Here is a 23,225-nt window from a genome sequence, read left to right as displayed (position 1 = left end):
CACGCCATCGCCTAATTTGTGCCCATGAAGGAGCACGAGAGATGACCGACCAAATCATATGGCTGAATGCCCCAGGTGACGCCACCCAGTTCCATGTTGAGGAGCATCACCATTTTGAACCTCCCTGTCATGGCGAGATAAAGATCCGTCATCAGGCGATCGGAACCAACTTTCTCGACATCTATCACCGAAAGGGCATCTATCCGATGCCGTCCTACCCCTCGGTGATCGGTGCCGAGGCGGCGGGCATCGTCGACGATGTCGGTTCTGGCGTCTCCATGATCAAAAAAGGTGACCGCGTCGCCTATGCCGGGCCTCCGGTTGGCGCCTATCGCTCGACGAGGAATATTGCCGCCGAAAGGGCAATCAAGCTTCCGGATACCGTTTCAGTAAAGACGGCAGCGAGTTCGCTGCTCAAAGGCATGACCGCCTACATGCTGTTGAAAAAGACCTATGATGTGGGTGCAGGAACTCAGGTGCTGATCCATGCGGCCGCGGGTGGGCTCGGGAGCATCCTCGTTCGTTGGGCCAGATCGCTCGATGCCACCGTGATCGGGACGGCGGGCTCTTCCGAAAAGGCCGCACTCGCCGCATCTTATGGAGCCGATCACCTTATTGTTGGACGAGGCGCCGATATCGTCGCGGAAGTGAAGCGGCTCACGAACGGGCTTGGCGTCGACGTCGCCTATGACGGGATAGGCGGCGATACACTTCTCAAAAGCATACGCTCTGTCCGCCCATTCGGCATGGCTGTCACCATCGGTCAGGCCGCCGGTGCTATTCCACCGGTGCCTGTCGAGGAACTTCGCCCGGGCAAGGCGCTCTGCCATCCGAGCATCATGGCTTGGTGCGCTGACGTCGGACAGTATCGCGAGGCCGCTCTGGCTGCAGTCGGCGCGATGGAAACAGGGATCGTTTCGCAGATCGGTGCCGAATATCGTTTGGCCGATGTTGCCAAGGCGCACGAGGAGATGGAATCCGGACGCTCGGCGGGCAGTGTCCTGCTGATCCCTTGATGAGCCAGAGAAACAGCGCCGGCAGAGTCCATGGATCGCTGTCGGCGCCTTTCAGTCCTCGGTGCGGGTTTCGACGCGCTTGGCCGGCGCCATTTATCCATAAAACGGCATTATGTTATGTATTTCAGATATCTATAGCCATGGACCTTGTTGAGATAGGGTGCCCGCCATTGCGGTGGGCTCTCGGCACAGGCCGACCGCTCTCCCGCAAAATGACGCTTGGCACCGCAGTCGGCGGCCAATGACAGGGAAAGGTTTACAGCTCTATGTCTGCACATGAAAAGCCACTTATCGCGATTGCCGGTGCAACGAGCAAACAGGGGCGCAGCGTCGCCGCGACACTCCTTGACAGCCAACGTTTCCGGGTGCGTGCTTTCACCCGGAAAAAGGATTCCCCTGAAGCTTTAAGTCTGGAGGAACGCGGCGCTGAAATCGTAACCGTCCCTCTCGAACTTGGCCGTCAAAAGGACCTCGTCGCAGCATTCAAAGGCGCGGATGGCGCATTTCTGATGACGCCGCCGATCGCCCCGCCGGAGACCATCGAGGCGCCTCTCGGCCGACAACTGGCGGATGCCGCCGTTGAGGCCGGCGTCGGGCATCTAGTTTTCAGCACGCTTGAGAATGTCGAGAAGATCACCAGCGGCAAGAAGTATGCGCCGCATTTTACCGACAAAGCGCTCGTTGCAGACTATATTCGCGGCCTGCCGGTCTCTCATTCCTTCGTCATGCTGGCATTCTTTTACACGAATCTTCTCGAATATTATGTGCCGCGCATGGAGGGCGATACGCTCCTCTTGCCGGTCTATCTTCCTGAAGATTTCCGAGCGCCTTTTGTCGATCCGCTGACGGCGACCGGGCCGGCCGTCCTCGAAATTTTCTCAAACCCCGAGCGCTACAACGGGAAAACGCTGCCGATCGTTGGCGATATCATTTCTCCGCGCGAGATGATCGAAACCTTTCAGCGCGTGACCGGGCTCAAGGCCGCGTATCGAAACGCTTTCACCCAGGATGGCCTCCTGCGCTATTTTCCAGAGTTTGCCGCCAACGAACTTCTCGTTCGAGAGCTTCTGGGGATGGTCGAATATGCTGTCGACTGTGGCTATTTCGGCAAGGAGCACGATCTCGATTGGAGCCGTCGCCTGAACCCCGACACGCTCAACTGGGAACAGTATCTCAAGACGACGGGGTGGCGTGGCGATAAGCGATCTTTCGGACTTTGAAGCATGTCGCGCAAAACTGCGCAGCGGTTTGCGATAACGACATGCTTGAAAACAAAGACTTACGATGGCCGGATTCCGGGCAATTTGGAAACCTCGGCGACAAGAAAGTCGACGAGAAGCCGAACGCGGGCAATGGCTGCACGCTCCGGAACGATCAGCAAGCTCACCGGAACCGGTAAAGGACGATAGTCGCCAAGCACGACCTCGAGCTGGCCGTCGTCCAGAAGATCGTGGACCAACCAGAGATGTGCAGGACCAATGCCGCGACCGGCGGCAAAGGCTTCGCGCGCCGCAAGCCCGTGATCGACGCGCAGCTTGCCACTGACGGGGATCATCAGGCTTGTGCCATCGGCAGAGGAAAGAACGAGCTGATCGCTGCCTGCCACATTCGACATCACGACGGTTTCGTAGCGTGACAGATCGGCTGGGCACTCCGGCCGTCCGTGGGCGGACAAATAGGCCGGAGCGCCCACCAGCAGCCGGTGGCTTTCTCCGAGCGCATGAAGTTTCATCGCGCTGTCTGCGAGAGGCCCAAGACGGAGTGCGACGTCGACGCCTTCGCGAACCAAGTCGATCCGCTCGTCCGTCAGGTTGAGGTCGACCCGGATGTCCGGATGCTTGTCCTGGAAATCGAAGATCAGGCGCGTGACGTGCATCACGCCGAGCGCTGCCGTACAAGAAAGCCGAACAGCGCCCGCGGGAGCCTGACGGGCATCTCGCGCTTCTTCGGCAGCATGTTCGACCAGGCGCAATATCTGCAGGCAGTTGGTATAATAGCGGCTGCCTTCGTCGGTCAGGGTGACGCGGCGCGTGGTTCGGCTGAGAAGCGGTACGCCGACAGCCTCTTCAAGCTCATTGAGGTGCCGCGTCACGGTGGATTGACCGACACCCAGCTCTCTTGCGACCATCGACAAATTGCCGCGTTCGGCGACTCGGACAAAGGTGCGCATTCTTTCGAGAGACAATCCCGCACTATCCATTTTTCAGCACAATGATCCTCATTCCCTCCGTATAGGGAATAATCTGGAATGTGCCTAGTTCGAGCATACGACAGTTCGGTCGCATTTCATTCGGCAGATCGTATCGGATTACCGCGTCGAGCCGCGTGGGATGATGGAGAAGCCGCAATCGACCTTGTCTTCGCCGGGCGGCTCGTCGCGGATGGCGCGCAGCAGCATGTCGGCGACGCGGTAGCCGATATCGTAGCGTGCAATCTGCACCGTCGTCAGCGTCGGCTGGGTGAAGGCCGAAAATTCCAGATCGTTGAAGCCGCAGATGCCGACATCCTCCGGCACGCGGATACCGCGCACGGCGCATTCGATGAGGACGCCGAGCGCCAGATCGTCGCTTTGGGCAAAGACGGCATCGATATCCGGCACGCGCTGCAACAGGCGGGCAAATAATTCCCTGCCGAGGCCGGTGCTGCTTCCCTCATCTCCGCCAATGGCGAGATCGGGATCGAAACGGCCGGCTTCCCGCAGCGCGGCCTCATAGCCTTCCTTCCGGCGACGCGAGCGAATATCCGTGCCGCGGCCGATGAAGCCGATCCTCTCATAACCCCTCGACAGCAGGAAGCGGGTGGGTTCGGCGCCTGCCGCATGATGATCGAGGCCGACGACGAGCGTTGCCGGCTCCTGGCTGAGATCGGTGATATGGGCGATCGGACAGGTGGCATTCTCGATCAGCGGCAGAAGATCACGATAGGATTCGGCGCCGGCGATGATGACGCCGGCCGGCTTCTGCGTCAGGACGGATTTGAGCTCGCCGGCCTCGCCGTCGGCATGGTGGAGCGTATTGGAATATTGCACGCGGAATTCGGTGGCGCGCAAGCAATCCTCGATGCCGATCATCAGGCCGGCGAAGCCGTGCTGGTGCAAAGCGGGCGTGATGACGCCGATGATGCCGTTATGGCGGCCGGCCAGCGCCCGGGCGGCAAGATTGGGGATGTAACCCATTTCCTCCACCGTGCGCAGGATGGTCTGGCGCAGATCCTCCGAGACGATTTCAGGATTGCGAAGCGCGCGCGAAATCGTGATCGGGCTGACCCCCACCTTCTTCGCCACATCGCTCAACTTCACCTGCGCACCGCGCCTGGCCTTCCGCCCCCGCTCCACTGCTGCCCTCATCGCCCCGTTATATCTAGCCCGCGAGACTCATTTGCCCTCGAATCGCGGCCTTTACTTTCTGAAGAAGAAATAATTTAGAGTCTACTAACATTTTAAATTCGCAACAGGATCCGGGAATATAACTTCCGGAAAGAGCAACAAGTTCGTCCGTCGGCGAATTACGGAGGCATGCGGCGAACGGATCACCGCCTCCGGGAATAAGTCCATTTATTTTCGAATGAAAACATCGCGAAGGACGCGAGCGCGGCAAAATCGGGCCGGATTTTTTGAGAAGCTCAAACGCTGGGGGAGCGAAGATTAAATTCCAGTCATATCTTACAAATCGGCAATATAAACATGATCAAACTTTAATTTGTAAATCCGCTCGGTGGGATCATATGAATCCCGAGCGCCAATTCTTCTCTTCCCCCCGGTCGCCGCCCCCGACGACTGCGCGTTCCCAAGAGGAATTGGCGCCAAACGCCATCCGACGCCAGGTCCCAGGACATGGAACCACGACGCCATCCAAAACCAACGCTCTCGCAAGGGATCATCACCCAAGGGACCACCACCATGTCACACATCCTCCGCAACCATCGCGCAGCAGCGCTTGTCGGGGCCGCGTTCATCGCCGGCGCGGCATGCCTACCCTTCGCCATCAACGCCTCCAATGCCGTTGCCGCGCCGTCGGATACCGGCGGTATTCTCGCCCCCAGCGGCTCGTTTGCCTCCATCGTCGATGCCGACAAGCCTGCCGTCGTCACCATTACCACCACAATGAAAGCCACCGATGTCAGCGAGCAGGAATCGCCGATGGACGAGCAGTTCCGCCAGTTCTTCGAGGATCAGGGCATCCCGCTGCCGCGCCAGGCACCGCAAAAGCGGCCTTCGCAGCAGGCGATGGCGCTCGGCTCCGGCTTCATCATCAGCCCGGACGGGGTGATCGTCACCAACAACCATGTCATCGACAATGCCGTCGATATCAAAGTGACGCTGGATGACGGCACGGAACTGCCGGCCAAGCTGATCGGCACCGACCCGAAATCCGATGTCGCCGTGCTGAAGATAGAGGCGGGCAAGCCGCTGCAGACCATTGCCTGGGGCGATTCCGACAGGCTGAAGCTCGGCGACCAGATTCTGGCGATCGGCAACCCTTTCGGCATCGGCACTACGGTGACGGCAGGCATCGTCTCGGCGCGCGGCCGCGACCTGCACAGCGGACCCTATGATGATTTCATCCAGATCGACGCGCCGATCAACCATGGCAATTCCGGCGGTCCGCTGGTCGACCGCAGCGGCAATGTCGTCGGCATCAACACCGCCATCTATTCGCCGAATGGCGGCAGCGTCGGTGTCGGTTTCGCCATTCCTTCCGATGAGGCCAAGGCGATCGTCGCCAAGCTGCAGAAGGACGGCTCGATCGATCACGGCTATCTTGGCGTGCAGATCCAGCCGGTCACCAAGGATGTCGCCGATGCCGTCGGCCTCGATAAGACCGGCGGCGCGCTGGTTGCCGCCGTCACCGCCGATACGCCGGCCGCCCATGCCGGCCTGAAGCCCGGCGATATCGTCACCTCAGTCGGCGGCGAGAGCGTCAAGACGCCGAAGGACCTGTCGCGCCTGGTCGCCGACCTTTCGCCGGGCGCGAAAAAATCCCTCAGCGTCTGGCGCGACGGCAAGACGATCGATCTCAACGTCACCGTCGGCACCAATGAGGAAGGCCAGAAGCAGGCGGCGGCCGAAAGCCCCGACACTCAAGACCAGAGCAGCGGCCAGCCGAGCCTCGGCATCGGCCTTGCCGACCTGACGCCCGACGTGCGCCAGCAGCTTAACCTGCCGCGCTCCGTCAACGGCGCGGTGGTCGCCAAGGTCGCTCCGGACAAGTCTGCGGCTGCCGCCGGCATCCAGTCCGGCGATGTCATCGTCTCGGTGAATGACAGACCTGTTCATAACGCCCGCGACGTCAAGACCGCGATCGCAGACGCAGGCAAGGCCGGCCGCAAGTCGGTGCTGCTGCTCGTCGAACGCGACGGCAACAAAACCTTCGTCGCCGTGCCGTTTGGGGCGGCCTGACGGTCACCCGAGCTTTTGCCGCAAACAGGAAAAGCCCGCCTGAGGCGGGCTTCTCGAACCGGTCTGTCGGCAAGAAATCTATAGGGCGCCGCCCGCCCCTCTATTTCCTGCTCAGGAAGATTTCAGCTTCGTTGTCTTTGCGCGCATCCGGGATTTGCCCTTTTGGCGGTTTGCCTCCTGCTGCTTCACCGCATCGGATTGGCTGCGTTGCGCGGCCTCCAATTGCTGCCGCGTCGGGAGATCATGGTCGTAGCTGGAAGCGCTGAATGCCGTCGCGTTGTCGAACGGACCTTTGTGTGGACGCGCCAGACCATAGGCTTGCTTATCAGCGCTATCGATCCCCTGCTCCGCCGATAGTGACCGCGCTTGACGCGCCTGCGTTATCAGATCGTCGGCGGTCGAGCTTGACGTCGCACTTTTCCGCACGGGGGCGATAATCTTGCGTTTCCTGGCCCTGTCCTTTTGATCGGCGTGAATCCCGGACATGTCTTCTTCCTTGTTCGTCATGTCATCGTGACGATCGATGGGGGGCCGTCGACGTCGCAGCAGACCCGTTCACGGGATCTCGGACAATCGTTCAGGCAGCCTGGTTTTGGGAAAGCGGTAAGCTGGCGGCCGCAGCGATGCGTCCGCACGCCCAGACGCCGTATACCGCGCGATCCGATAGGCTTTCACCGGGGCGCCGCCGTCATCCTGCCATCTGGCAAAGGAGCCGTCTTCCAAAGCCTGCGGAAGCGGGCCTGAACTCAACTGTGTCGCCAGATACATTTTCAGAGCCGATTTCAACGCGGCCTCGTCGACGATCCCCATCTGGAAACAATGAATGAGGAAACTTGTGGCGCTGATCTCGCCATCATCGGTCGCGTAGGTTTCGCCGCCGCGAAAGCCGGCCTTTCGGAGGATGCGGTCCAGCATTCTCAAATTATGGATATCGAAAAATTGATCTGATGTGGAAGACATGGTGTCCTCCTTCGTTGGGGCTAGGGTTCACTGGCGCTAGCGTTACTGGCGCGCCCCAAGCAGCGGTGCCCGTATCGTGCCCGCCGATAGTTTAGCTTGCGCTCTTTACCATCTGACCGCAACCTCATTCGGCGGCCGCCATTGATAATGGCGGGGCGGAACCCATTTTAGAGAGAGGAGGATACGCATCATGCAGTTCAACGGTGAAGCGACCCTCACAAAGCCGTCGGCACTGGCGGTTTCGGAAAGGCGTGCGCTCATAGATCACCTCAGAGAGGTGATCGCAGGCCTGGCTCACGGGCTGGCGGCCGACGGATTGCTGGACCTTGTGCCGCCTCTGCTTGAGATAAACAAAGTCCTCCGCGATATGACGGATGAAATTTCTCGTGCGGACCCGGTCTATTCCGACGAGATCATCACTGGTACGGTGCGCTTGATCAAGACATCGCAGGCTTTGCTTGATGACCGGGTCATCGTGCAGACGATCCATTGAGACTGACGATCGGACATTCCGGCAGGCTGATCGCCAACCATCTGGCATCAAGCTGCCCGTTCCGGCCAGCCGTGCATCGACAATCATCGCCGGGTCCGAGGTCCGCATAGCGGCTCGTGCCCACTTCCAAGGATCAACCGCAATGGCACTTATCTTTCCCAATAGAAGCCGCAGCTTCGACGAAGCGCGAAAAGGTGTCCGCTTCACCGGCTATGACGGCATGTTCGAGGTCAGGTTTCTGGTCGAAGAAGCAGCGCTCGGCAGCGCGGTCACGCACAATTCTTCCGAAGCCGCATACCTCAATGCCTTTGATGCAGCGCGTTCTGCTATTCAGGAGGCGGCATCGAGAGTCTATCAGCATCGACGCGGAAACAACTTCACGCTCACGGCTGCAGATTTTCGCTGATCGCGAGAAGGCGTACGGCCGGCGAACTGAAACGGCCACCATCCTGCTGCTGCCGGATGAGACAGGGGGAGCAGAGCATATGGTTTCCACACGATACCGCCCGAAAGACCTGAAGCTGGCGCGTCGCCATATCGTGAAGGCGGCGCATCGCGTTGCCGATCAGGAAATGGTGATCAGGAAACTATTGCGCAAAGGCAGACCCTCCGGATCGGCCTATGCGCTGCTCAGCAGGCTCTACGACGATCAACGGCGGAAACTCGATCGGCTGAAGCTGATCGAAGCGATGGTTGAGGTAGAAGTGCAACCCTGTATGGACGTGCCCCATAATCCCGGCACCTCCGCGCCTCCCCTTGTGATCGTGCACAGCAGCGAGATCTCTCTGCCGGACCGGCAATCCGCCCCGCCTTGTAGCGCAGATGATTGGCGCCCATATTTGGTGTAGTGGCAGTTTGTGAAACGGGCGCTGCTTCCCGGGTAATCAGAGTTATCCGGCCCCAACCAAAGGAGGGCATCATGTCTTCCACGGTAAACATCCATTCATGGAAACGCCTCGCCCAGCATATCGGCAGGTTCCGGTATATCGACTTCCTGGTGAAATCGACACCAGCCATCTGTCTGGCCTTTATCGTCTATATCATTCTCAACGATGTGTTCTGGTAGCGTTGCAAAGACTGTTGCCGCGAGCCGAAGACGCTTTGCTGCCTATCAAACGAAGTGGATAACGCGATGCAACTGCGAGAAATGGGTGAACAAGACTGCCTCGCCTTTCTGGCAGGCCACACCCGTGGCCACCTGGCATGCCTCGGCGAGAAATATCCCTATATCGTTCCCATCCAGTATGCCTATGAAAGAGACCGGCTTTTCATATTTTCCATGCCGGGCCTGAAGATTGATCTATTGCGTGCCCATTCACCAGCCTGTGTTCAGGTTGAAGAATTCGGCGAAAACCGAACATGGAAAAGCGTGCTTGTTCAGGGCACCTATGATGAGCTGACCGATACGCCGTCCCGGCATGACGAACGCATCCACGCCTGGTCTCTCCTGCAGCAGCAACCGTTTTGGTGGGAACCCGGATCGCTCGCCTTAAACTCGGAAAGCGAAGACAGCCCTGCTCCCTCCATATTCTTCGGCATTTCGATTGAGGTGGTATCGGGGAGGCAAGTGGTTTAGTATGGAGCCTTCAGGCTCGCCGCGATATCCTTGATTCGCAAGGCGGCGCAGCTGCATAATATATGGAACTCCAGACAGACACTTCCAGCTAAACGCTGTCCGATACCAGCCTTTCCCATAGGGGCGCGGATTGCTTGATGCATCCACCAACGTGGCCAGCCGAACCGCAGCACTGCGTTCAATGCCACGCGACCACTCATAGGGAAAACGATGACAGACGCACCTGAGAATGAAGCGCTTTTCAACATCACCGGACACTATGTGCAGGAATTGAAGGCCGTTCTTCAAAGCGAGAGCATTGTCGAAGGCACCGACTACGAAAACAGCGCCTTTAACGAAAAACGACGGAACGAAGGACTGCACCTGCTGCGATTCCACAAGACCGGCACGGCAGCGCAGGCAACGCAGATCTGGGAAAAACATATGACGGCCCGAGCGCATCGATAGGACGGCACCAAGCCAATTCTTCGATTGAGGCCGGCTTGGCTCGTTCCGGAGCCGATAGAGCATGATGCCGATAAGTGTGAGCGGTTTTCGGACGACACCATGCTGTCACTCTTTAATCGAGACCAGGATTCAGATTTCAGGCCGGCCCGGCCTAAATCATCCTGTTCTAGTGCTGACGCGGCGACATGAGCTGATGTCCGGCGCAACATTGCCTTGAAAGGAAAAATCATGACCAACGACACAACCAAAAAGGCCCAGCCCGCCAAAGCGGCCGTGGCTGACGCCCCCTACGACGTCATCTATTTCGCGAAGAAACACCGCATTTCCAACGAGGATGCCAAGGACATCATCGAAAAGCACGGCGCCAATCGCAAAGAGGCGGACAAGGCGGGCCGGCGTATCAGCGTTTAGGGCGAAAAATAGCCTCGCAGGCGTTCAAATCCTAAAGTCTTTATTTGATGCATGTCGTTGTCCCAAAACCGCTGTACGGTTTTGGGCGAGATGCAGCAGCCTCTATAGTCTTTGCATCTGCTAGCGATGCCACGATGCAACAGCAACGGACGAATTAACCCTACTGGCTTACCTTAATATCAGCATGCGCTTGAATACGTCGACTCCTGTGCCATCGTAGCCTCACGATAAGACTTCTGGTTCGTGAAGCAGCTCGCCGGAACCGTGGCCCGCCTTTCCGGGGAGAGGCCGGCTTGCCTTTACAGGGGCCGAGCTCAATCAAATGGAGGGTGTGCCATGAACAACGTCTTGGAATTTCGTTCAAAATGCCCGCATGTCGAAAGCCTGTCCGACTGCCGGGAAGCCCTTGAACCTGCCGTGATGAAGATCGTCAGCGACGCCATCGGCAGGGGATACACGGCCGCGGAAGCCGCCATGGTGGTTGCCGATATCGCCGATGACTACATCCTCATGCTGTCGCGGCAACTGCAGCATTGACCCACTTTGCGGGCGCGCAGCTGTGCCTTCTTGAGCCATCGCAGGAGCTGAACTCGGCGCGGATCGCTGTGTCTTTGCAGGTCTGGATCTTCCAACAGGCCAGGTGACGGATGACAAAATAGCTTCGCGGTTGCCGATAGCCGGGAGCAACGCCCTTTCTTGAGACGCTTGCATGAGTGGATCGCGCAGCAACTGCAGGGGTAGCAGTGGGGTACAGGAGACGAGACCTGCCGCGCGATCCGCCGGCAAAACCCCTGATATTGTCGGAAGTTCCCCGGCAGAAATGCGACGCCACGAGCCCGGAAATTCCGCCTGGGATCATTGACAACCTGCCCGGGCACGTTGCGACCGTCACACCGATGAGCTCCCGCCGGGCGAAAACCGACAGGCAAATCACAACGCCAACGAAAAACCCCGCCGGAGCGGGGCTTTCAGCGGTCCAAGTGGAGCAAGCCGAACATTCGGCCCACGTCTCAAACAAGATCGATCATTTCAAAACCCGGCAAAAGCACCTCTTTCGCGAGCGTTCAGGGCGCTGCTCTGTTCCGCTCAATCTTTGAATCATTACCGTAATGTAGCGTGTAATGATCACGTGCGAGGTGACCCTCCCACCTAACGCCACCTTGGCTGGCGGGGCGGAGCATTGGCCTGGATTTCGTGCAACGGCGCCCGCGCCCCGAGAAGTTTCTTCAGCTTCTTCTCCTCCGCCGGGCCGATCCCAAACTTGCGGCAATGCTCCGCAACATCGTGCTCTCGCGGGCCGGGAATGCGAACTTGGCGATTGCTCATGCTCTTCATGTCTGTTTCCTCCTGAGAGGAAAACCAGCAGGCGGCCGTTTTGTTCGTTAGGGACGTCTAAAATTTGGGGGTTTTGATTGCTTCGGTTTTGGGGCACGTGAGTCTGCTGGCGCCTGGTGCTCGCCGATCAATTGATCTTCAACCAATGCCGAAGCGCCGCCACCGCGCCATCGCTGGCATAGGAAATCATCCCGCCAATCGTCAGCCCCGCAAAGGCGATCAGGCCTGAAATGCCATAGCCGATCGATTTCATCCGTTTCCACTCTTCAAGCGCTGGCCCCACCGCCTCCTGGTTCTTCTCGACGGTCTCCTTGAGGGTTCTGATTTCCTCGCGGATCAGCGCATCCGCGCCGCCGCTGATCGCCACCCGGGTATCGAGATGGGCGATCTGCCTGGCCTGCTCGTCGAGCCGCTTGTGGATCACGGCGCGGCTGACATGAGCATTGGCCTTTTCGTCGCTAACCTCGTTGCGGAGAAGCGCGACGTTTTCCTCGATGCCTGTTAGCCTGCCTTCGACGCGCCCGAGAGCGCGGAGGATATCGTCATTGGATGTCATCTCTCTCAGCGCTCGCCTAAGGGTAAAATTTCAGCTTTTCGGATTGCGGCAAGCGGCTGACAAATCGCAAGACCCCCTGCAGCACCGGATGGACGTAAGACGAAACGTCGAGGTTCATGCCGTGGGCGAGCAGCGCCGCATTGTCCTGGACATTGGTGGCAAAGATTTCAATGACCTTATAGTCCGCCGTCCCATCGCCATTGTCGACGCGGTCGTAGGTGGTTCTCGATGTCCAAAGACCAGGCTGATATTCGAATATGATGCGAGTGCCGTTCGGAACCGAAGCCGGCAGGCTGATCGTGTCCCACGTCGTCACGCCGTCCTGATTTCCGGGATGCCCGACGACGTTTCCGAGCGGAAACATTTCAGCGGCCGGCGACTTCGTCGGATCAGTGTCCGCCGTGAAGGCAAGCAACTGATCGATGACCTTGGCGTAACGAGAACTTGCCTTGATGGTGTTGTTCACCGTCGCCAAGGTGGTTGTCCATAAGGCGGGAACAGTATAGCCGGCGACCGTCCGGCCGCTGTCCGACGAAGCGGTCATGGTCGGAATTATGGTGACGCCAACGACATGGATGCCCGCCCCATAGCGCGTCTTGACGCGGTCGACCAAGCCAAGCTTGGCGTTCGACCAGGTGCTTGCCGTGGCACTGTTATCGTTGCGGCCGGACTGGTCGAGAACGAACGTCCAGATATTCTTGCCGCCGTTGTATGTGTCCCGGATCGCATCGATCATGGCCCAGCGCTTGGTTGCCGACGTCGCCAGTTCCTGCACCGACTTCGAGCCGGGGACGCCCATGACGAGCGGGATGATACTGCCCCATACCGGATCTCGGACATCAAGCCAGCGCAGCCACATGCCCATGTTGCGCCTGGCATCGGCCGTGGCGGCAATCTCCTGGCGCTCGATGAGGCTATCGGACAGGACCATCGGAACCGGCCGGCCGTCCCACCCCTTGGCCAGGACCATTGCAGGGCCATAGGCAAGAGGCTGCGAGTTGCTCTCATTGCCGACCGTATTATAGAACGTATCGCGGGCTGGCGTGCTCGCCCCGTTCGCCAGGGCCAGCGCCCGAATGGACGTCAGATCGGTGGCCGCCCAATATTTTTCGCCCCGATGGCGTTGGCAGCGATAGCCGCCAATATAGGTCTGCCCGATCGTACCGTGCCACACCGTTCGGATGCCGAAGACAGACCAGGCCGGCAGGGCGCTTGGCAGCGTTACCTGCCCGTAGACAATGCCGGTCGACGCCGTGACGGTCGCGGCCGCGTTGCCGCCGAATAGCACCGGGTATTCCGTGCCGTTCGGATGGATGAAAAACACCTCATCGATCGCAATATCGGCATTCGGCAAGATCGTCTCTTGCGGCGCAAGGCCGCCCTCCGTGCAGCCGAAACCCACAAAGGGGATAAGGAAATCGTTGGTTTCGTAATCCGGTGAGCCGAAGAACAGCTTCGAACATTGATAGTTCAGGTCGGCCGCGTAAGTTTGCGTGAAACCCGCCGGCCAGCGGGTGCCGGTGGCGGCCGGCATATAGCGGTTGGCATCCGGCACCCATGGCGGGGGTATCGCAGGGGCCCCGCCCATCGGCTTCGTCAGGGCAAGCGAGATGGCGTTCATCATCGGCGTGTTCCATATCTGCTGGTGAGGTCGTCGTAGAATTGGATGGTGCGCCCCTGGCGGGCATTGGCGCGCTCCAGCGCCTGGCGCTCGCGGGCGAGGATGGCGATGACAGGGTCGCCTGCGACAACAGGCGCATGCGCTTCCTGCCGGCGGAGATCGTCCGGCAGCGGCGGCAGAGCGATGCCGGCCGCCGCCTGCCCCTTCGTCACCGCCGCCCTGTTCAATCGCTCAGTGGCGGAGCAGCCACTGACGATCAGCAGCAGTGACAGCGCAAGCGCGGTTCTTTTCCGAAAGCTGAAGCTCATAGGATTGGATCTCAGTTTCGAGTGTGTCTCTGGCGGCCTGCTCGGCGGCTTCTGCGGCCTTAAGGCGCTTGCGATGCTCCTCGTTCGCCCAGGTGGCGGCGTTGCGCTGGCGCTCCATCTCGGCCGCCTGGGCCTCGGCTGCGCTCTTTTCGGCAACAAGGACATAGCCGGCGCGCGCCTGCCTTGCCGCCGAGGGGTAGCCGATCGAGACCGCATAGAGGTGATAGAGCATCAGGCCACCGGCGAGGCCGGCGCCCAACTTGAGCGTGTCGAGGAGCCCGAACATCAGATGCCCTCGAGGCAGAACTGGCGTTCTTTCTGCCGGCGCCGGGTCAGGCCGGGAAAGACGATGCCGGCGGCGCGGTTCCACTTCAACAACGCCTCGCAGCCCTCGGCCGTCCTGCCCTGGTTGATGAGCTTGATCGCGCTCGAACCGCAGGCCGCCTTGACGCCGACATTATAGGCAAAGGAGGTCAGCGCCACGAAACGCGCATCCGGCAGGGGCACGCGCACACAGCTTTCGATGCCGCCGGCATAGGTCTTGAGCTCCAGCGCCAGGAGCGCCTTGCACTGCTCCACCGTCTTGCGGTCCCCCGGCTTCACGCCATTGGTGCTGCCATAGCAGATCGTCCACGGTTTCCCTCGCGTCGCCGGATCGGGATAGGCATTCTGCCGCAATCCCTCGAACGATCCGACAAGCGCCACAGCCATGGCCGCGGCGGCACTACCCTTCTGCAGGCGGTTTGCCATTCAGGTCTCCTGAGATTTTTTGCTGGACGAAGATGCGGGCGATGATCGCCGCAACGGCGATAAGCCCGGTGACGATCGACATGGCGAGTTGGATGTAGATGTTCTTCGCTACCCAGGTTGCGGCCACGAAGGTGTAGATCGGCTCAAGGACGATGAAGAGCAGAGCGAGCACCACGAGGCGTACGCTCCAGGCGCGTTTCAGCACCTCGCGCCAGTTATGGACGAGCATGAAGACTCCAGATTGTGAGAAGTGACTACGATCGGCGCTTAGGCCCGATCTGCAGCATAAACGGGTAGTAGTTCCCGCCGCGCTTGATCGGGTCCCAGCCAAGCCAGAGCTTAAGATAGAAGCCGAACGGCAGCGGCACATCACGTTTGACGGTGAAGGCTGAGGCGATGTCATCGACGCCTAGCAATTCGGATTGCTAGCCGTTGCATGGGTTGCGCCATGTCCAGGGGGTTCGCTGCCACCAGAGTTTGAAGCCCTTGGCAGCAGTGTCGAAGCCAGCCACGCGCTGCGGGATGTAGCCATCCAGATCGGCGTTTAGCGTCGAGAACCACCGCCAGCGGCCGGGAAGAACCGGGCCGTGCTTCATTGACCATGCTGCAAGGAAGGGCGACAGGAAATAGGCAGCGATGATGAGGCCGACGTTCGCCGGCACAAAGATGAGGTAGCGGACCATAGGCGCCTGATGTGAAAGGCGATGAAAGGTCCGCTACGCCGAAGCTTTAGATGCGTTCGGCGACGACAAGAACTTCGTCGCTGAGGTTGTGGTTGTCGATAACTGCCTGCAGTTCACTCATCTTCGGCGACAGAGCCGAAAGGAGCTTTGATTGGTTCATCGCCGGCGCGAACAGGCCGAGCGTGCTTATCATCTCGTAGAAGTCCTGACCGAACAGCCACGCGGCATTGATCTTGTACCCGTGGCGCTTCAGCATGCCTTCGAGCGACCGCAGCGAGAACAGGAACAGGTGCAGCGGCGGGTGCATCATCCGGTTGACGAAATCGGGGAACGGCATCTGGCTCATGGTCGAGATCGAAGGGAAATGCGGGACCTCGATAACGAGCGTGTCGCCCTCCCCTTGGATTGCCGAAACGTCGGAAAGGATATGGTTCGGGTCAGGCACGTGCTCCAGAACGCTGAACATCGAGATCACGCCATATTGGCCGCGATATTTCGAAACCGTGTCCTTCGATATGTAATCCTGCCGGACTTCAACGCCGAAACGCTTTGCGGCGTATTCCGCTTCCATGACATTCGGCTCGAGCCCGAGCGTGTCATAGCCGTAGCTTTTGGCGACCGAAAGAGCCTCCCCGACGCCGCACCCGATATCGAGCCAGGTCTTTTTCGACGAGCGTGAATGCTCGATCGCAAACTCTACCTTCGGCGTCAAAACCTGGTCGACACGATAATCAATGATCGAGTCGTTGGCGTAGAGAACCTTGTCCGCCTCGGTGTAATAGTTCGACCGGTAGGCTTCCGACAACGCCTCTTCCGCCGGAGGATTGCAGACGAAAGCAGATCCGCACCCATCGCATTCGTGGTAATCGAATCCGTAGATCGTCAAAAGCTTATGGTGAGCGCCACTACCGCATGCAGGGCAATTGGAGAGACGGGCGCCCTTTTCGATCCGAAAAAGCTCGCGCAGCGGCGATCGAGCCTGCCTTATTCAGATCCTTCTTCAATCGGCCGCTATCGATCGGCTTCCCGCGCTTCACAAGATATTCCATTTCATCTCCCTGGAGTGGGTTTGACGTAGCGGCCACAATTATTGCTACTACCACTGCAAGAGGAATGATCGGTCAGCCCCTAACATTAAAGTTTAGATGCGGCAGTGAAGAACTCGTCTACCTGCTGCGATGTGAAGCCCATGGCTGCGAACCCAGCCAGCATCATTGGACTGTCCTTGACGAAATCGCCGCTGTATTCAAAAGCGTCTTGCGTCTCGTCGTCCTGCTGCGCCACCCATGCCTTGACCGGATCGATCAGGCCAGCGCGGCGAAGCATCAACCGGAATTGCCGCGCTGACACCGAAGAGACCCTGAGCGGCGCATTCTCAAACGCAATAACGTCAGGGTCGCCATTAGGCAGGAATTCCTCTGCCCTTCCCTCTTGCGGCTGCTCAAACAGCCCCTCGATTGCGCCGTCGACCGATCGTGAAACAAAAGGCATTATGCAATCCTCCCACAAGGGAAATGGAATCCGTCCGTCCAGATAAAGATAGTGCCAGAGGCGCCGGATACTTGGCGGATTTGACGGCTCGTATTGGTCCAGATCTCGTCAGCCCCAACCGCAAAGCCGCTCGCGACTTGAATAGTGCCAACGTTTCCGCCCGAATCGTTGCCACCGGCAACAAGCACCCCTTGTGCTGGATCGGAAAGCAGCGCTGAGGCGGTCGTTGCGGCAGATGTAAACATAAAGCGTAGATTTGCTTTGACCTTCACTCCGTTCGGTACCGTGATGGCCAAGGGCACGGATGTGGTAGAGATTGCACCAGTGACTTCTTTGATCGGCGTCACGTAGACATATCCGTCCCTCGGATACATGACGAACTGCCGGATGACCGAGCTTCCATCGGTCAAGACAACACCGATCTGCTTGACGATGGTATAGCCGGTGAGCAGTGTTGTGGTGACGCCGCCGATCGTCGCCGAGGTCGAAAACACCACATCGAAGGACAGGTCCGAATCCTTGCGCAGTGCATAGGCAAAATAGGTGGCGTTTGCTCCGATAGAGCCGGCATCAAGCGCGCCATTCCCAGTCCCGACCGCCCATGTGCCGTTCAACCGCTTCGTCACAGTTGATGCGCTGGAAACGAAGCTCGACCCGGACCTGGCAGAGCCCGCGGCAAAATCGATATGGGTGTTCGGATTCGCGACGTTGTTGGAAAGCGTGAGGCCATCAATGAAGCTTCCGACCGCGGAGCTATCCGCTTTCTGCTGAAGCCTCGCCAGAACCTTGTTGGTGAAGAAAGCTGACCCGCTGCAGATGATGAAGGCGGAATAACCGTTCGGCACGACCAGGGTAGTTGCCCCATCGATCGTCTCCGAGCCATTCGGGTCGATCGTCACGTCCCCGCCATCGGCGATCACCACGTAATGCCAGCTGGCGACCAGCGTTGCCGCCGCTGTCAACGTGACAGTTGCGGCCGCCGTGAAGCGATGCACGGCATTGTCGTCAGCTGCGACCGCAGTGTAATCGCCGGACTTGGCCGCATAGACCATGGCGTGGTCAAACGTGACATCGACGCCATTCTGCGTGAACCCGAGAAGACCGCCGCCTTTCAGGTAGAGACCGGTCTGTGGAATAGACGCAAACCCGATCCCTGGCGCGGAAGCCGTCCCGCTCGCGGCCTTCAGTGGCGCGATCATCGGCGCCGAGCCGTCGCGCGGCAGCGAATTGGTGATTTCGTTGGCGAGGTCGGTGGTCAGAGCGTTCCACGGCGCCGGGTCGACGACCTGGCCGACGGAAGGTGTCGTGCCGGCGGGTTTGGAATAGACGCCGGTTGATGGGTTTCTGGGCATTTACCTTGCTCCGAAAGAAGGGGTTGATTGTTGCCGCAATGCACTTGGATAAAGTGAGTTGCATTCTTTCTCTGCTCCACTGGACTCTATGAGAGTCCCGCCTTTTCTGGCCGCTGACCGCAGCTCTGTCCTCCTGGGACGTCAAAGGAATCGCCGTTCCTGTTATCGGCGGCCTGCTGGCGTGCTACCTACTGATTTGGTTGTTGCCTCACTTGAGCGGCGTTCTGCGAAAGGAGAGCTTGAGCAAGCACGACGATCCGTGGGCAGTGAGACGCGTGGGCTCAATCAGTTGATTCGTAAGGTAGGCGCGAACGGGGGCAGATAAATACCAAGCATGGAGCAGAGGGATTTTTGCTCTTGCTTACGATAGTGATTGATTTAGAAAATCGCTTCGCAAAGGCTCGAGATCCGGTTAGAGCGCGGGAGATGCGATGCGTGATCAGGTTCAAGCCGAACCGAAACCGAGCAGTTTGCTTTTGCTGACGATTGCTGTTTACTTCACCGGGCGTGAGACCCGTCCATTCCAAACTTCCCGATCGCATCGCATCTTTCTGCAATGCTTGAGCCAGCGCAAAAGATTTTGATTGAGCGGCCCACAAGCGGAACTGGAAATTACAACCACGCAAAGATCATGGAACGATGCTTCCATCGCATTTGGATATCTCTATTTCCGCTTCATTGAGCCTGCTGGCCTGAAAGATTATCAGGCTAAACTTGTCAAGGGAAAGTTGCGGGCGCTTTGAGGATCATTCAAAGAAAAGCGGGGCGGTTCAATTGGTTCTGTATCAAGAGAGAGCAGCCCACGGACCGAGAGCAGCTCTGTCGCCACTGCAACTCCTGTGAAAGGAAGAGGTCACGGGGTTGCCCCTGATTGTTGTGATATGTTAGGGGCATCGATCCGAGTAGAGCGAAGACACTTGCGGTTTAGGGACGGCGCGGCTTCGAAAGAGAACATCAGAAAACGTGACAACTGGCCTCTTCAATCATCAACGCCTGCAGATGCTCATAGCCTCGGCAATAAGCATTGCCGTCCTGATATTCCTGCTAAGGGCGGTGGATTGGGAGGAAGCCATCCGCATTTTTCGTAGCGGAATATCCGGCACATCGCTCCTGTGGTTTCTGCTTGTTACCGTCGGCATCGCTGTAGGTTATGCGGTGCGATGGCGCCTGTTGCTGGATGGTAAGATCGGTTACGGAACCTCCCTCATGGCCTCCCTACTCGGTCTAGGCGCCAACATGTTCCTTCCTGCGAGAGGTGGAGACCTTTTGCGTGTACATTACAGCCGAGTTGTCGCGACTGTCCCCTACGCAGACGCTCTTGGTAGGCTTCTGATCGAAAAGATGGTTGACTTGGTGACGATCATTTCTGTCGGCATATTTTCTTTGGTTTTACTGAACCATACATTGAATTCCGAATACCGAAATGTTCTTCTGGTCATCATGCTTGGTGCAATAGTTGGGATATTTCTATCGGCAGTGCTGGTAAGGTATCTCGGCGATCGGCTTGTCCCGATATTGCGGCCCGTCTTTGGTGTTATGCGACTGCAGGATTTCTTTGATCGTCACATCACCAATTTCATTCGAAATTCGGCACAAAGCTTATCTCTTTCCGTGACCATCGTTCCGGCCGTTCTCACGCTAGTTTTGTGGCTTTCGGCATACGCCCTTGCATATATCTTCGTCGCCCGGTTTGTCGGTGTCGCGCTGAGTTATCAAGAGTCGTTGTTCGTGTTGTTTGCCGGCGGTTTGGGCCTGATGATCCCAGCGGCGCCATCCGGAGTCGGTACCTTTCATGCATCCGTCGTTTCGGCATTCGTACTACTAGGGCGTTCGCCCTCGGAGGGATTGCTCCTGGCGACGGCCGTTCATTTTCTTTTTTTTGTGGTGTACGTCGTGCCTGCAGCCCTCATTCTGGGACATTGGCGCTTGAACCGCTTGGCGCCGAGGTAACTTATGAGGGACTATTTCTATTCTCAATTGAGAAGGTACATTGGCCTCTTTGTCTTGGACCAGAATTCCGTGGTCGAGATCGATCCGACGACGCCGCTGTTGATTGGTAAATTCCCTCAGGGCAAGGTAACTTTTCGCTCGAGAACGCAACCTGCGGAACCTGTGAATGAGTTTGACGAGCGCAAGGTCGTCAAGATCGAAGACGTCGCTGACACCAAACCTGATTACCTGGTCATCAGCGGGCTGATACATTACGAACGAGACATACAGAGCATGTTTGCTCAGGCACGTGCATTGTGTTCGCCGGAGACACGCCTTGTTCTTACCTATTACAGTAGCATGTGGCGGCCGCTTGCGACTCTCGCATCCAAGTTCGGTCTGCGCCGGCGGGTTCCTGAATCAAACTGGCTTGCCCATGAAGACGTCCAGAATCTTCTGACGCTTGAAGACTTCGAATTGATACGACTGGACCAGAAGATCCTGATCCCGTTCTATATCCCACTTATCAGCGGTTTCGTTAATCGCTGCCTTGCTCCTCTTCCACTTCTTCGAACTCTTTGCCTTCTCAATATTGCGATTGCTAGGCCGATTGGCTACGCCGCTCCGAAGGCCGAACCTTCGGTGTCGATCGTCGTTCCAGCGCGAAACGAGGCCGGCAATATCGAGGATATCGTCAAGCGGCTCCCGGATATGGGGCCGGATGACGAACTCATTTTTATCGAAGGCAATTCTACGGACACGACTTGGAACGCGATCCAAGAGGTGCAGCAGCGTTATGGGAGTGAGCGGTCCATCCTGATTGCCCAGCAGGACGGCAAGGGAAAAGGCGACGCCGTCAGGAAGGGTTTCTCCATCGCCACAAAGGATGTCCTGATGATTCTTGACGCGGACATGACCGTTCCGCCCGAGGATTTGCCCAAATTCTACAATGCGATCAAGGACGGGAAAGGCGAGTTCATTAACGGCACTCGCTTGGTCTATCCCATGGAAAAGGAGGCGATGCGCTTCTTCAACCTTCTGGGCAACAAGTTTTTCGCATTGGCTTTCTCCTTCGTTCTCGGCCAGAGGTACAAAGATACGCTATGCGGAACCAAGGTAATCAGCCGCTCCAACTATCTAAAGCTTCAGGCGAACAGATCCTACTTCGGTGATTTCGATCCTTTCGGCGATTTCGACTTGATCTTCGGTGCAGCGCGGATGGGCCTTAAGATCGTCGAGGTTCCGATCAGTTATCGCGAACGAGTCTATGGTGAGACAAACATCTCGCGTTGGCGCCACGGGGCCATTCTGTTGGCCATGCTGGTTTTTGCCGCCAGACGAATAAAGTTTCTCTGAGGATGGAAACCGAAAGCGCTCTTTATGATTCCGACCTTGCCCAGACGCTGGCAAATCGCGAGCGGCTGAGCGCAAATCCGAACCTGATGCACTGGTATGGTGAGCTCTACAAGGAGATGTTTCGGCAGGAGCCGGATATCGCCACGAAGACCGTGCTGGAAATCGGAAGCGGGACATCGCCTCTCAAGCGCTTCCTGCCGAATGTCATCACTTCCGATGTTCTGAAGCTAGATTATCTGGATATTGTCTTCGATTGCCACGAGATCGGGATGCTGCCTGATATCGCGGACCATAGCGTCGATGTGATTACCATGACCAATGTTCTGCATCACCTGAAGGATCCCCTCGCGTTCCTGCGCGGTGCGACGCGCAAGCTCGCAAAGGGCGGCAGGGTTTATGCAACAGAACCTTATTTATCTTGGCTGTCCTACCCGATGTATAAACTTCTTCATCATGAGCCGGTGGATCTCAGCATCCATCGACCGGTTCTGGATACCGTACAGGGGCCGCTTTCGACCTCAAATCAGGCTATGCCGCATATGATTTTCTTTCAGCGGCCGGACTGGCTCGCCGAGCTTACGGATTGTTATAGCCTGGATGAGACTAGAATCAGCTATTTTACTTCGCTCTCCTATATGGCGACTGGCGGTATATCGAAGAAATTTCCTGTGCCCGGTTGGGCTTATAAGCCGTATTTCAAGATCGATAAGGTAATGAGCAGAACGCTGCCCAAGGTATTCGCCTCGTTCTTCACTGTCTGCCTCGTTTCAAAAGGCGAGGCGTGAAGATGGTTTTGCTTCGCCTCGCCGACTGGCTCTATCGATATTGTTATCCCATTTATTACCCGCTCTACTCCCTGTGGAAGGCGGTCTCGGAACGACGTGAGCGCACGCTCATGCGTAACATGATTTCACCGGGCATGATCGTCGCGGATATCGGTGCAAACATCGGAATATACACCCGCATGTTCTCCGCACTGACGGGAGCAACTGGCCAGGTGCATGCCTTCGAGCCCGCACCGGCGAACTTCGAGAAACTTGAAGCGACGGTAAGCGGCTTGTCGAATGTATCGCTGCGGCACGCGGCGGTAGGAGCCGGCAGCGGCACCATAAAGCTGTATGTTTCGAACGAGCTGAATGTCGATCACCGGACATTCGATAGTGGCGACGGGCGAGCGAGCATCGACGTGCCGTTGGTGAAGCTGGACGATTACTTTTCGCCGGGGCAGCAAGTCGATTTTATCAAGATCGATGTTCAGGGCTACGAGCTGAGCGTTCTGCAGGGTGCGGAGCGGGTTTTACGGGAAAACCGCGACATCAGGATATTCATGGAATTCTGGCCTTACGGCTTGTCGAAGGCGTTTGTGAATCCGTCCGAGCTGACCCAATTCCTGGAGATGCTGAATTTCGAGTTCCACAATATTGCGGATCCACCAGGCACAGCTTTCAGCTACGAAAGCCTCGATTCAACCAACGCGGGCCACTACTGCAACCTAGTTGTTGCAAGAAGAGCGTCCGCTAAACAAGATATCAATTAAAGGCAG

At 57.9% G+C, this 23,225-nt stretch carries 31 protein-coding genes; 16 read left to right on the top strand and 15 right to left on the bottom strand.

What is annotated here, in order from left to right:
- The first annotated feature begins 41 nt into the window (after positions 1-41).
- Positions 42-1,016: a quinone oxidoreductase gene (locus tag G9X67_RS17255; RefSeq protein WP_171599281.1), complete on the top strand. Its 975-nt coding sequence runs from the start codon at positions 42-44 to the stop codon at positions 1,014-1,016.
- Between the two features lie 266 nt (positions 1,017-1,282).
- Complete coding sequence (locus tag G9X67_RS17250; protein WP_138328632.1) at positions 1,283-2,236, top strand: NmrA/HSCARG family protein; 954 nt, start codon at positions 1,283-1,285, stop codon at positions 2,234-2,236.
- Between the two features lie 59 nt (positions 2,237-2,295).
- On the opposite strand, the gene G9X67_RS17245 is transcribed toward G9X67_RS17250, so the two are convergent.
- The gene (locus G9X67_RS17245; RefSeq protein WP_138328633.1) at positions 2,296-3,216 is read right to left on the bottom strand and encodes a LysR family transcriptional regulator; all 921 of its coding nucleotides are present in this window, start codon (positions 3,214-3,216) and stop codon (positions 2,296-2,298) included.
- Between the two features lie 108 nt (positions 3,217-3,324).
- Positions 3,325-4,362, bottom strand: a complete 1,038-nt coding sequence (locus G9X67_RS17240; protein ID WP_138328634.1) for a LacI family DNA-binding transcriptional regulator — start codon at positions 4,360-4,362, stop codon at positions 3,325-3,327.
- 552 nt (positions 4,363-4,914) lie between these two features.
- On the opposite strand from G9X67_RS17240, the gene G9X67_RS17235 reads away from it, so the two are divergent.
- Positions 4,915-6,414 carry a DegQ family serine endoprotease gene (locus G9X67_RS17235; protein WP_138328635.1) on the top strand — a complete coding sequence of 500 codons (1,500 nt, stop codon included), beginning with the start codon at positions 4,915-4,917 and terminating at the stop codon, positions 6,412-6,414.
- 111 nt (positions 6,415-6,525) lie between these two features.
- Here G9X67_RS17235 and G9X67_RS17230 read toward each other — a convergent pair whose 3' ends face one another.
- Positions 6,526-6,900, bottom strand: a complete 375-nt coding sequence (locus G9X67_RS17230; protein WP_138328984.1) for a hypothetical protein — start codon at positions 6,898-6,900, stop codon at positions 6,526-6,528.
- Between the two features lie 69 nt (positions 6,901-6,969).
- The gene (locus G9X67_RS17225; protein WP_138328636.1) at positions 6,970-7,374 is read right to left on the bottom strand and encodes a hypothetical protein; all 405 of its coding nucleotides are present in this window, start codon (positions 7,372-7,374) and stop codon (positions 6,970-6,972) included.
- Between the two features lie 190 nt (positions 7,375-7,564).
- Between G9X67_RS17225 and G9X67_RS17220 the strand changes: the two genes are divergently transcribed.
- The 8 genes from G9X67_RS17220 to G9X67_RS17185 all read left to right on the top strand — a co-directional run bounded on the left by G9X67_RS17220 (position 7,565) and on the right by G9X67_RS17185 (position 10,838).
- Complete coding sequence (locus G9X67_RS17220; protein ID WP_018449489.1) at positions 7,565-7,867, top strand: hypothetical protein; 303 nt, start codon at positions 7,565-7,567, stop codon at positions 7,865-7,867.
- Between the two features lie 142 nt (positions 7,868-8,009).
- Positions 8,010-8,273, top strand: coding sequence for a DUF1488 domain-containing protein (locus tag G9X67_RS17215; RefSeq protein ID WP_138328637.1), 264 nt, complete (start codon positions 8,010-8,012; stop codon positions 8,271-8,273).
- A gap of 79 nt (positions 8,274-8,352) precedes the next feature.
- A complete protein-coding gene (locus G9X67_RS17210) occupies positions 8,353-8,715 on the top strand; it encodes a hypothetical protein (RefSeq protein ID WP_138328638.1) in 363 nt (120 codons plus the stop codon).
- Positions 8,716-8,786: 71 nt separating this feature from the next.
- Complete coding sequence (locus G9X67_RS17205) at positions 8,787-8,933, top strand: hypothetical protein (RefSeq protein WP_017959492.1); 147 nt, start codon at positions 8,787-8,789, stop codon at positions 8,931-8,933.
- Positions 8,934-8,999: 66 nt separating this feature from the next.
- Entirely contained in the window at positions 9,000-9,443 is a 444-nt protein-coding gene (locus G9X67_RS17200) for a pyridoxamine 5'-phosphate oxidase family protein (protein WP_138328639.1), read from the top strand.
- A 210-nt stretch (positions 9,444-9,653) separates the two neighbouring features.
- Positions 9,654-9,890: a hypothetical protein gene (locus tag G9X67_RS17195; RefSeq protein WP_017959490.1), complete on the top strand. Its 237-nt coding sequence runs from the start codon at positions 9,654-9,656 to the stop codon at positions 9,888-9,890.
- Positions 9,891-10,118: 228 nt separating this feature from the next.
- Positions 10,119-10,301, top strand: coding sequence for a DUF3606 domain-containing protein (locus tag G9X67_RS17190; RefSeq protein WP_017993328.1), 183 nt, complete (start codon positions 10,119-10,121; stop codon positions 10,299-10,301).
- A 336-nt stretch (positions 10,302-10,637) separates the two neighbouring features.
- Positions 10,638-10,838, top strand: coding sequence for a hypothetical protein (locus G9X67_RS17185; protein ID WP_138328640.1), 201 nt, complete (start codon positions 10,638-10,640; stop codon positions 10,836-10,838).
- A 612-nt stretch (positions 10,839-11,450) separates the two neighbouring features.
- Here the strand turns inward: G9X67_RS17185 and G9X67_RS17180 are convergent.
- The 11 genes from G9X67_RS17180 to G9X67_RS17130 form a co-directional block, all read right to left on the bottom strand.
- The gene (locus G9X67_RS17180; RefSeq protein WP_012556939.1) at positions 11,451-11,636 is read right to left on the bottom strand and encodes a hypothetical protein; all 186 of its coding nucleotides are present in this window, start codon (positions 11,634-11,636) and stop codon (positions 11,451-11,453) included.
- Between the two features lie 127 nt (positions 11,637-11,763).
- Positions 11,764-12,192, bottom strand: coding sequence for a DUF1515 domain-containing protein (locus G9X67_RS17175; protein ID WP_138328641.1), 429 nt, complete (start codon positions 12,190-12,192; stop codon positions 11,764-11,766).
- A 16-nt stretch (positions 12,193-12,208) separates the two neighbouring features.
- A complete protein-coding gene (locus G9X67_RS17170; RefSeq protein ID WP_138328642.1) occupies positions 12,209-13,816 on the bottom strand; it encodes a hypothetical protein in 1,608 nt (535 codons plus the stop codon).
- Entirely contained in the window at positions 13,813-14,025 is a 213-nt protein-coding gene (locus tag G9X67_RS17165; protein WP_138328985.1) for a hypothetical protein, read from the bottom strand. The genes G9X67_RS17170 and G9X67_RS17165 overlap by 4 nt, the downstream gene beginning before the upstream one ends.
- 19 nt (positions 14,026-14,044) lie before the next feature.
- Positions 14,045-14,407 (bottom strand): hypothetical protein, encoded by a 363-nt coding sequence (locus G9X67_RS17160; protein ID WP_138328643.1) that lies wholly within the window; start codon positions 14,405-14,407, stop codon positions 14,045-14,047.
- Complete coding sequence (locus G9X67_RS17155; RefSeq protein WP_138328644.1) at positions 14,407-14,871, bottom strand: lysozyme; 465 nt, start codon at positions 14,869-14,871, stop codon at positions 14,407-14,409. Before G9X67_RS17155 ends, G9X67_RS17160 begins: the two co-directional genes overlap by 1 nt.
- The gene (locus G9X67_RS17150) at positions 14,846-15,100 is read right to left on the bottom strand and encodes a hypothetical protein (RefSeq protein ID WP_171599280.1); all 255 of its coding nucleotides are present in this window, start codon (positions 15,098-15,100) and stop codon (positions 14,846-14,848) included. Before G9X67_RS17150 ends, G9X67_RS17155 begins: the two co-directional genes overlap by 26 nt.
- Positions 15,101-15,296: 196 nt before the next feature.
- Complete coding sequence (locus G9X67_RS35035; RefSeq protein ID WP_246705424.1) at positions 15,297-15,554, bottom strand: hypothetical protein; 258 nt, start codon at positions 15,552-15,554, stop codon at positions 15,297-15,299.
- A gap of 46 nt (positions 15,555-15,600) precedes the next feature.
- A complete protein-coding gene (locus G9X67_RS17140; RefSeq protein WP_171599278.1) occupies positions 15,601-16,359 on the bottom strand; it encodes a class I SAM-dependent methyltransferase in 759 nt (252 codons plus the stop codon).
- A 329-nt stretch (positions 16,360-16,688) separates the two neighbouring features.
- Positions 16,689-17,045, bottom strand: a complete 357-nt coding sequence (locus tag G9X67_RS17135; RefSeq protein ID WP_138328647.1) for a hypothetical protein — start codon at positions 17,043-17,045, stop codon at positions 16,689-16,691.
- Positions 17,045-18,397 (bottom strand): hypothetical protein, encoded by a 1,353-nt coding sequence (locus G9X67_RS17130; RefSeq protein WP_138328648.1) that lies wholly within the window; start codon positions 18,395-18,397, stop codon positions 17,045-17,047. The genes G9X67_RS17135 and G9X67_RS17130 overlap by 1 nt, the downstream gene beginning before the upstream one ends.
- 584 nt (positions 18,398-18,981) lie before the next feature.
- On the opposite strand from G9X67_RS17130, the gene G9X67_RS17125 reads away from it, so the two are divergent.
- The 5 genes from G9X67_RS17125 to G9X67_RS17105 all read left to right on the top strand — a co-directional run bounded on the left by G9X67_RS17125 (position 18,982) and on the right by G9X67_RS17105 (position 23,219).
- A complete protein-coding gene (locus G9X67_RS17125) occupies positions 18,982-19,140 on the top strand; it encodes a hypothetical protein (protein ID WP_171599277.1) in 159 nt (52 codons plus the stop codon).
- 220 nt (positions 19,141-19,360) lie between these two features.
- The gene (locus tag G9X67_RS17120; RefSeq protein ID WP_246799824.1) at positions 19,361-20,347 is read left to right on the top strand and encodes a lysylphosphatidylglycerol synthase transmembrane domain-containing protein; all 987 of its coding nucleotides are present in this window, start codon (positions 19,361-19,363) and stop codon (positions 20,345-20,347) included.
- Positions 20,348-20,350: 3 nt separating this feature from the next.
- A complete protein-coding gene (locus G9X67_RS17115; protein WP_138328649.1) occupies positions 20,351-21,682 on the top strand; it encodes a glycosyltransferase family 2 protein in 1,332 nt (443 codons plus the stop codon).
- A 2-nt stretch (positions 21,683-21,684) separates the two neighbouring features.
- Positions 21,685-22,467, top strand: coding sequence for a class I SAM-dependent methyltransferase (locus tag G9X67_RS17110; RefSeq protein WP_128440272.1), 783 nt, complete (start codon positions 21,685-21,687; stop codon positions 22,465-22,467).
- A 2-nt stretch (positions 22,468-22,469) separates the two neighbouring features.
- Positions 22,470-23,219, top strand: a complete 750-nt coding sequence (locus G9X67_RS17105; RefSeq protein WP_210258891.1) for an FkbM family methyltransferase — start codon at positions 22,470-22,472, stop codon at positions 23,217-23,219.
- Positions 23,220-23,225: the final 6 nt, after the last annotated feature.

This window comes from Rhizobium sp. WYCCWR 11152 (assembly GCF_013087615.1).
Classification (GTDB): domain Bacteria; phylum Pseudomonadota; class Alphaproteobacteria; order Rhizobiales; family Rhizobiaceae; genus Rhizobium; species Rhizobium indicum.
This window is presented reverse-complemented; position numbering and strand designations above follow the sequence as displayed.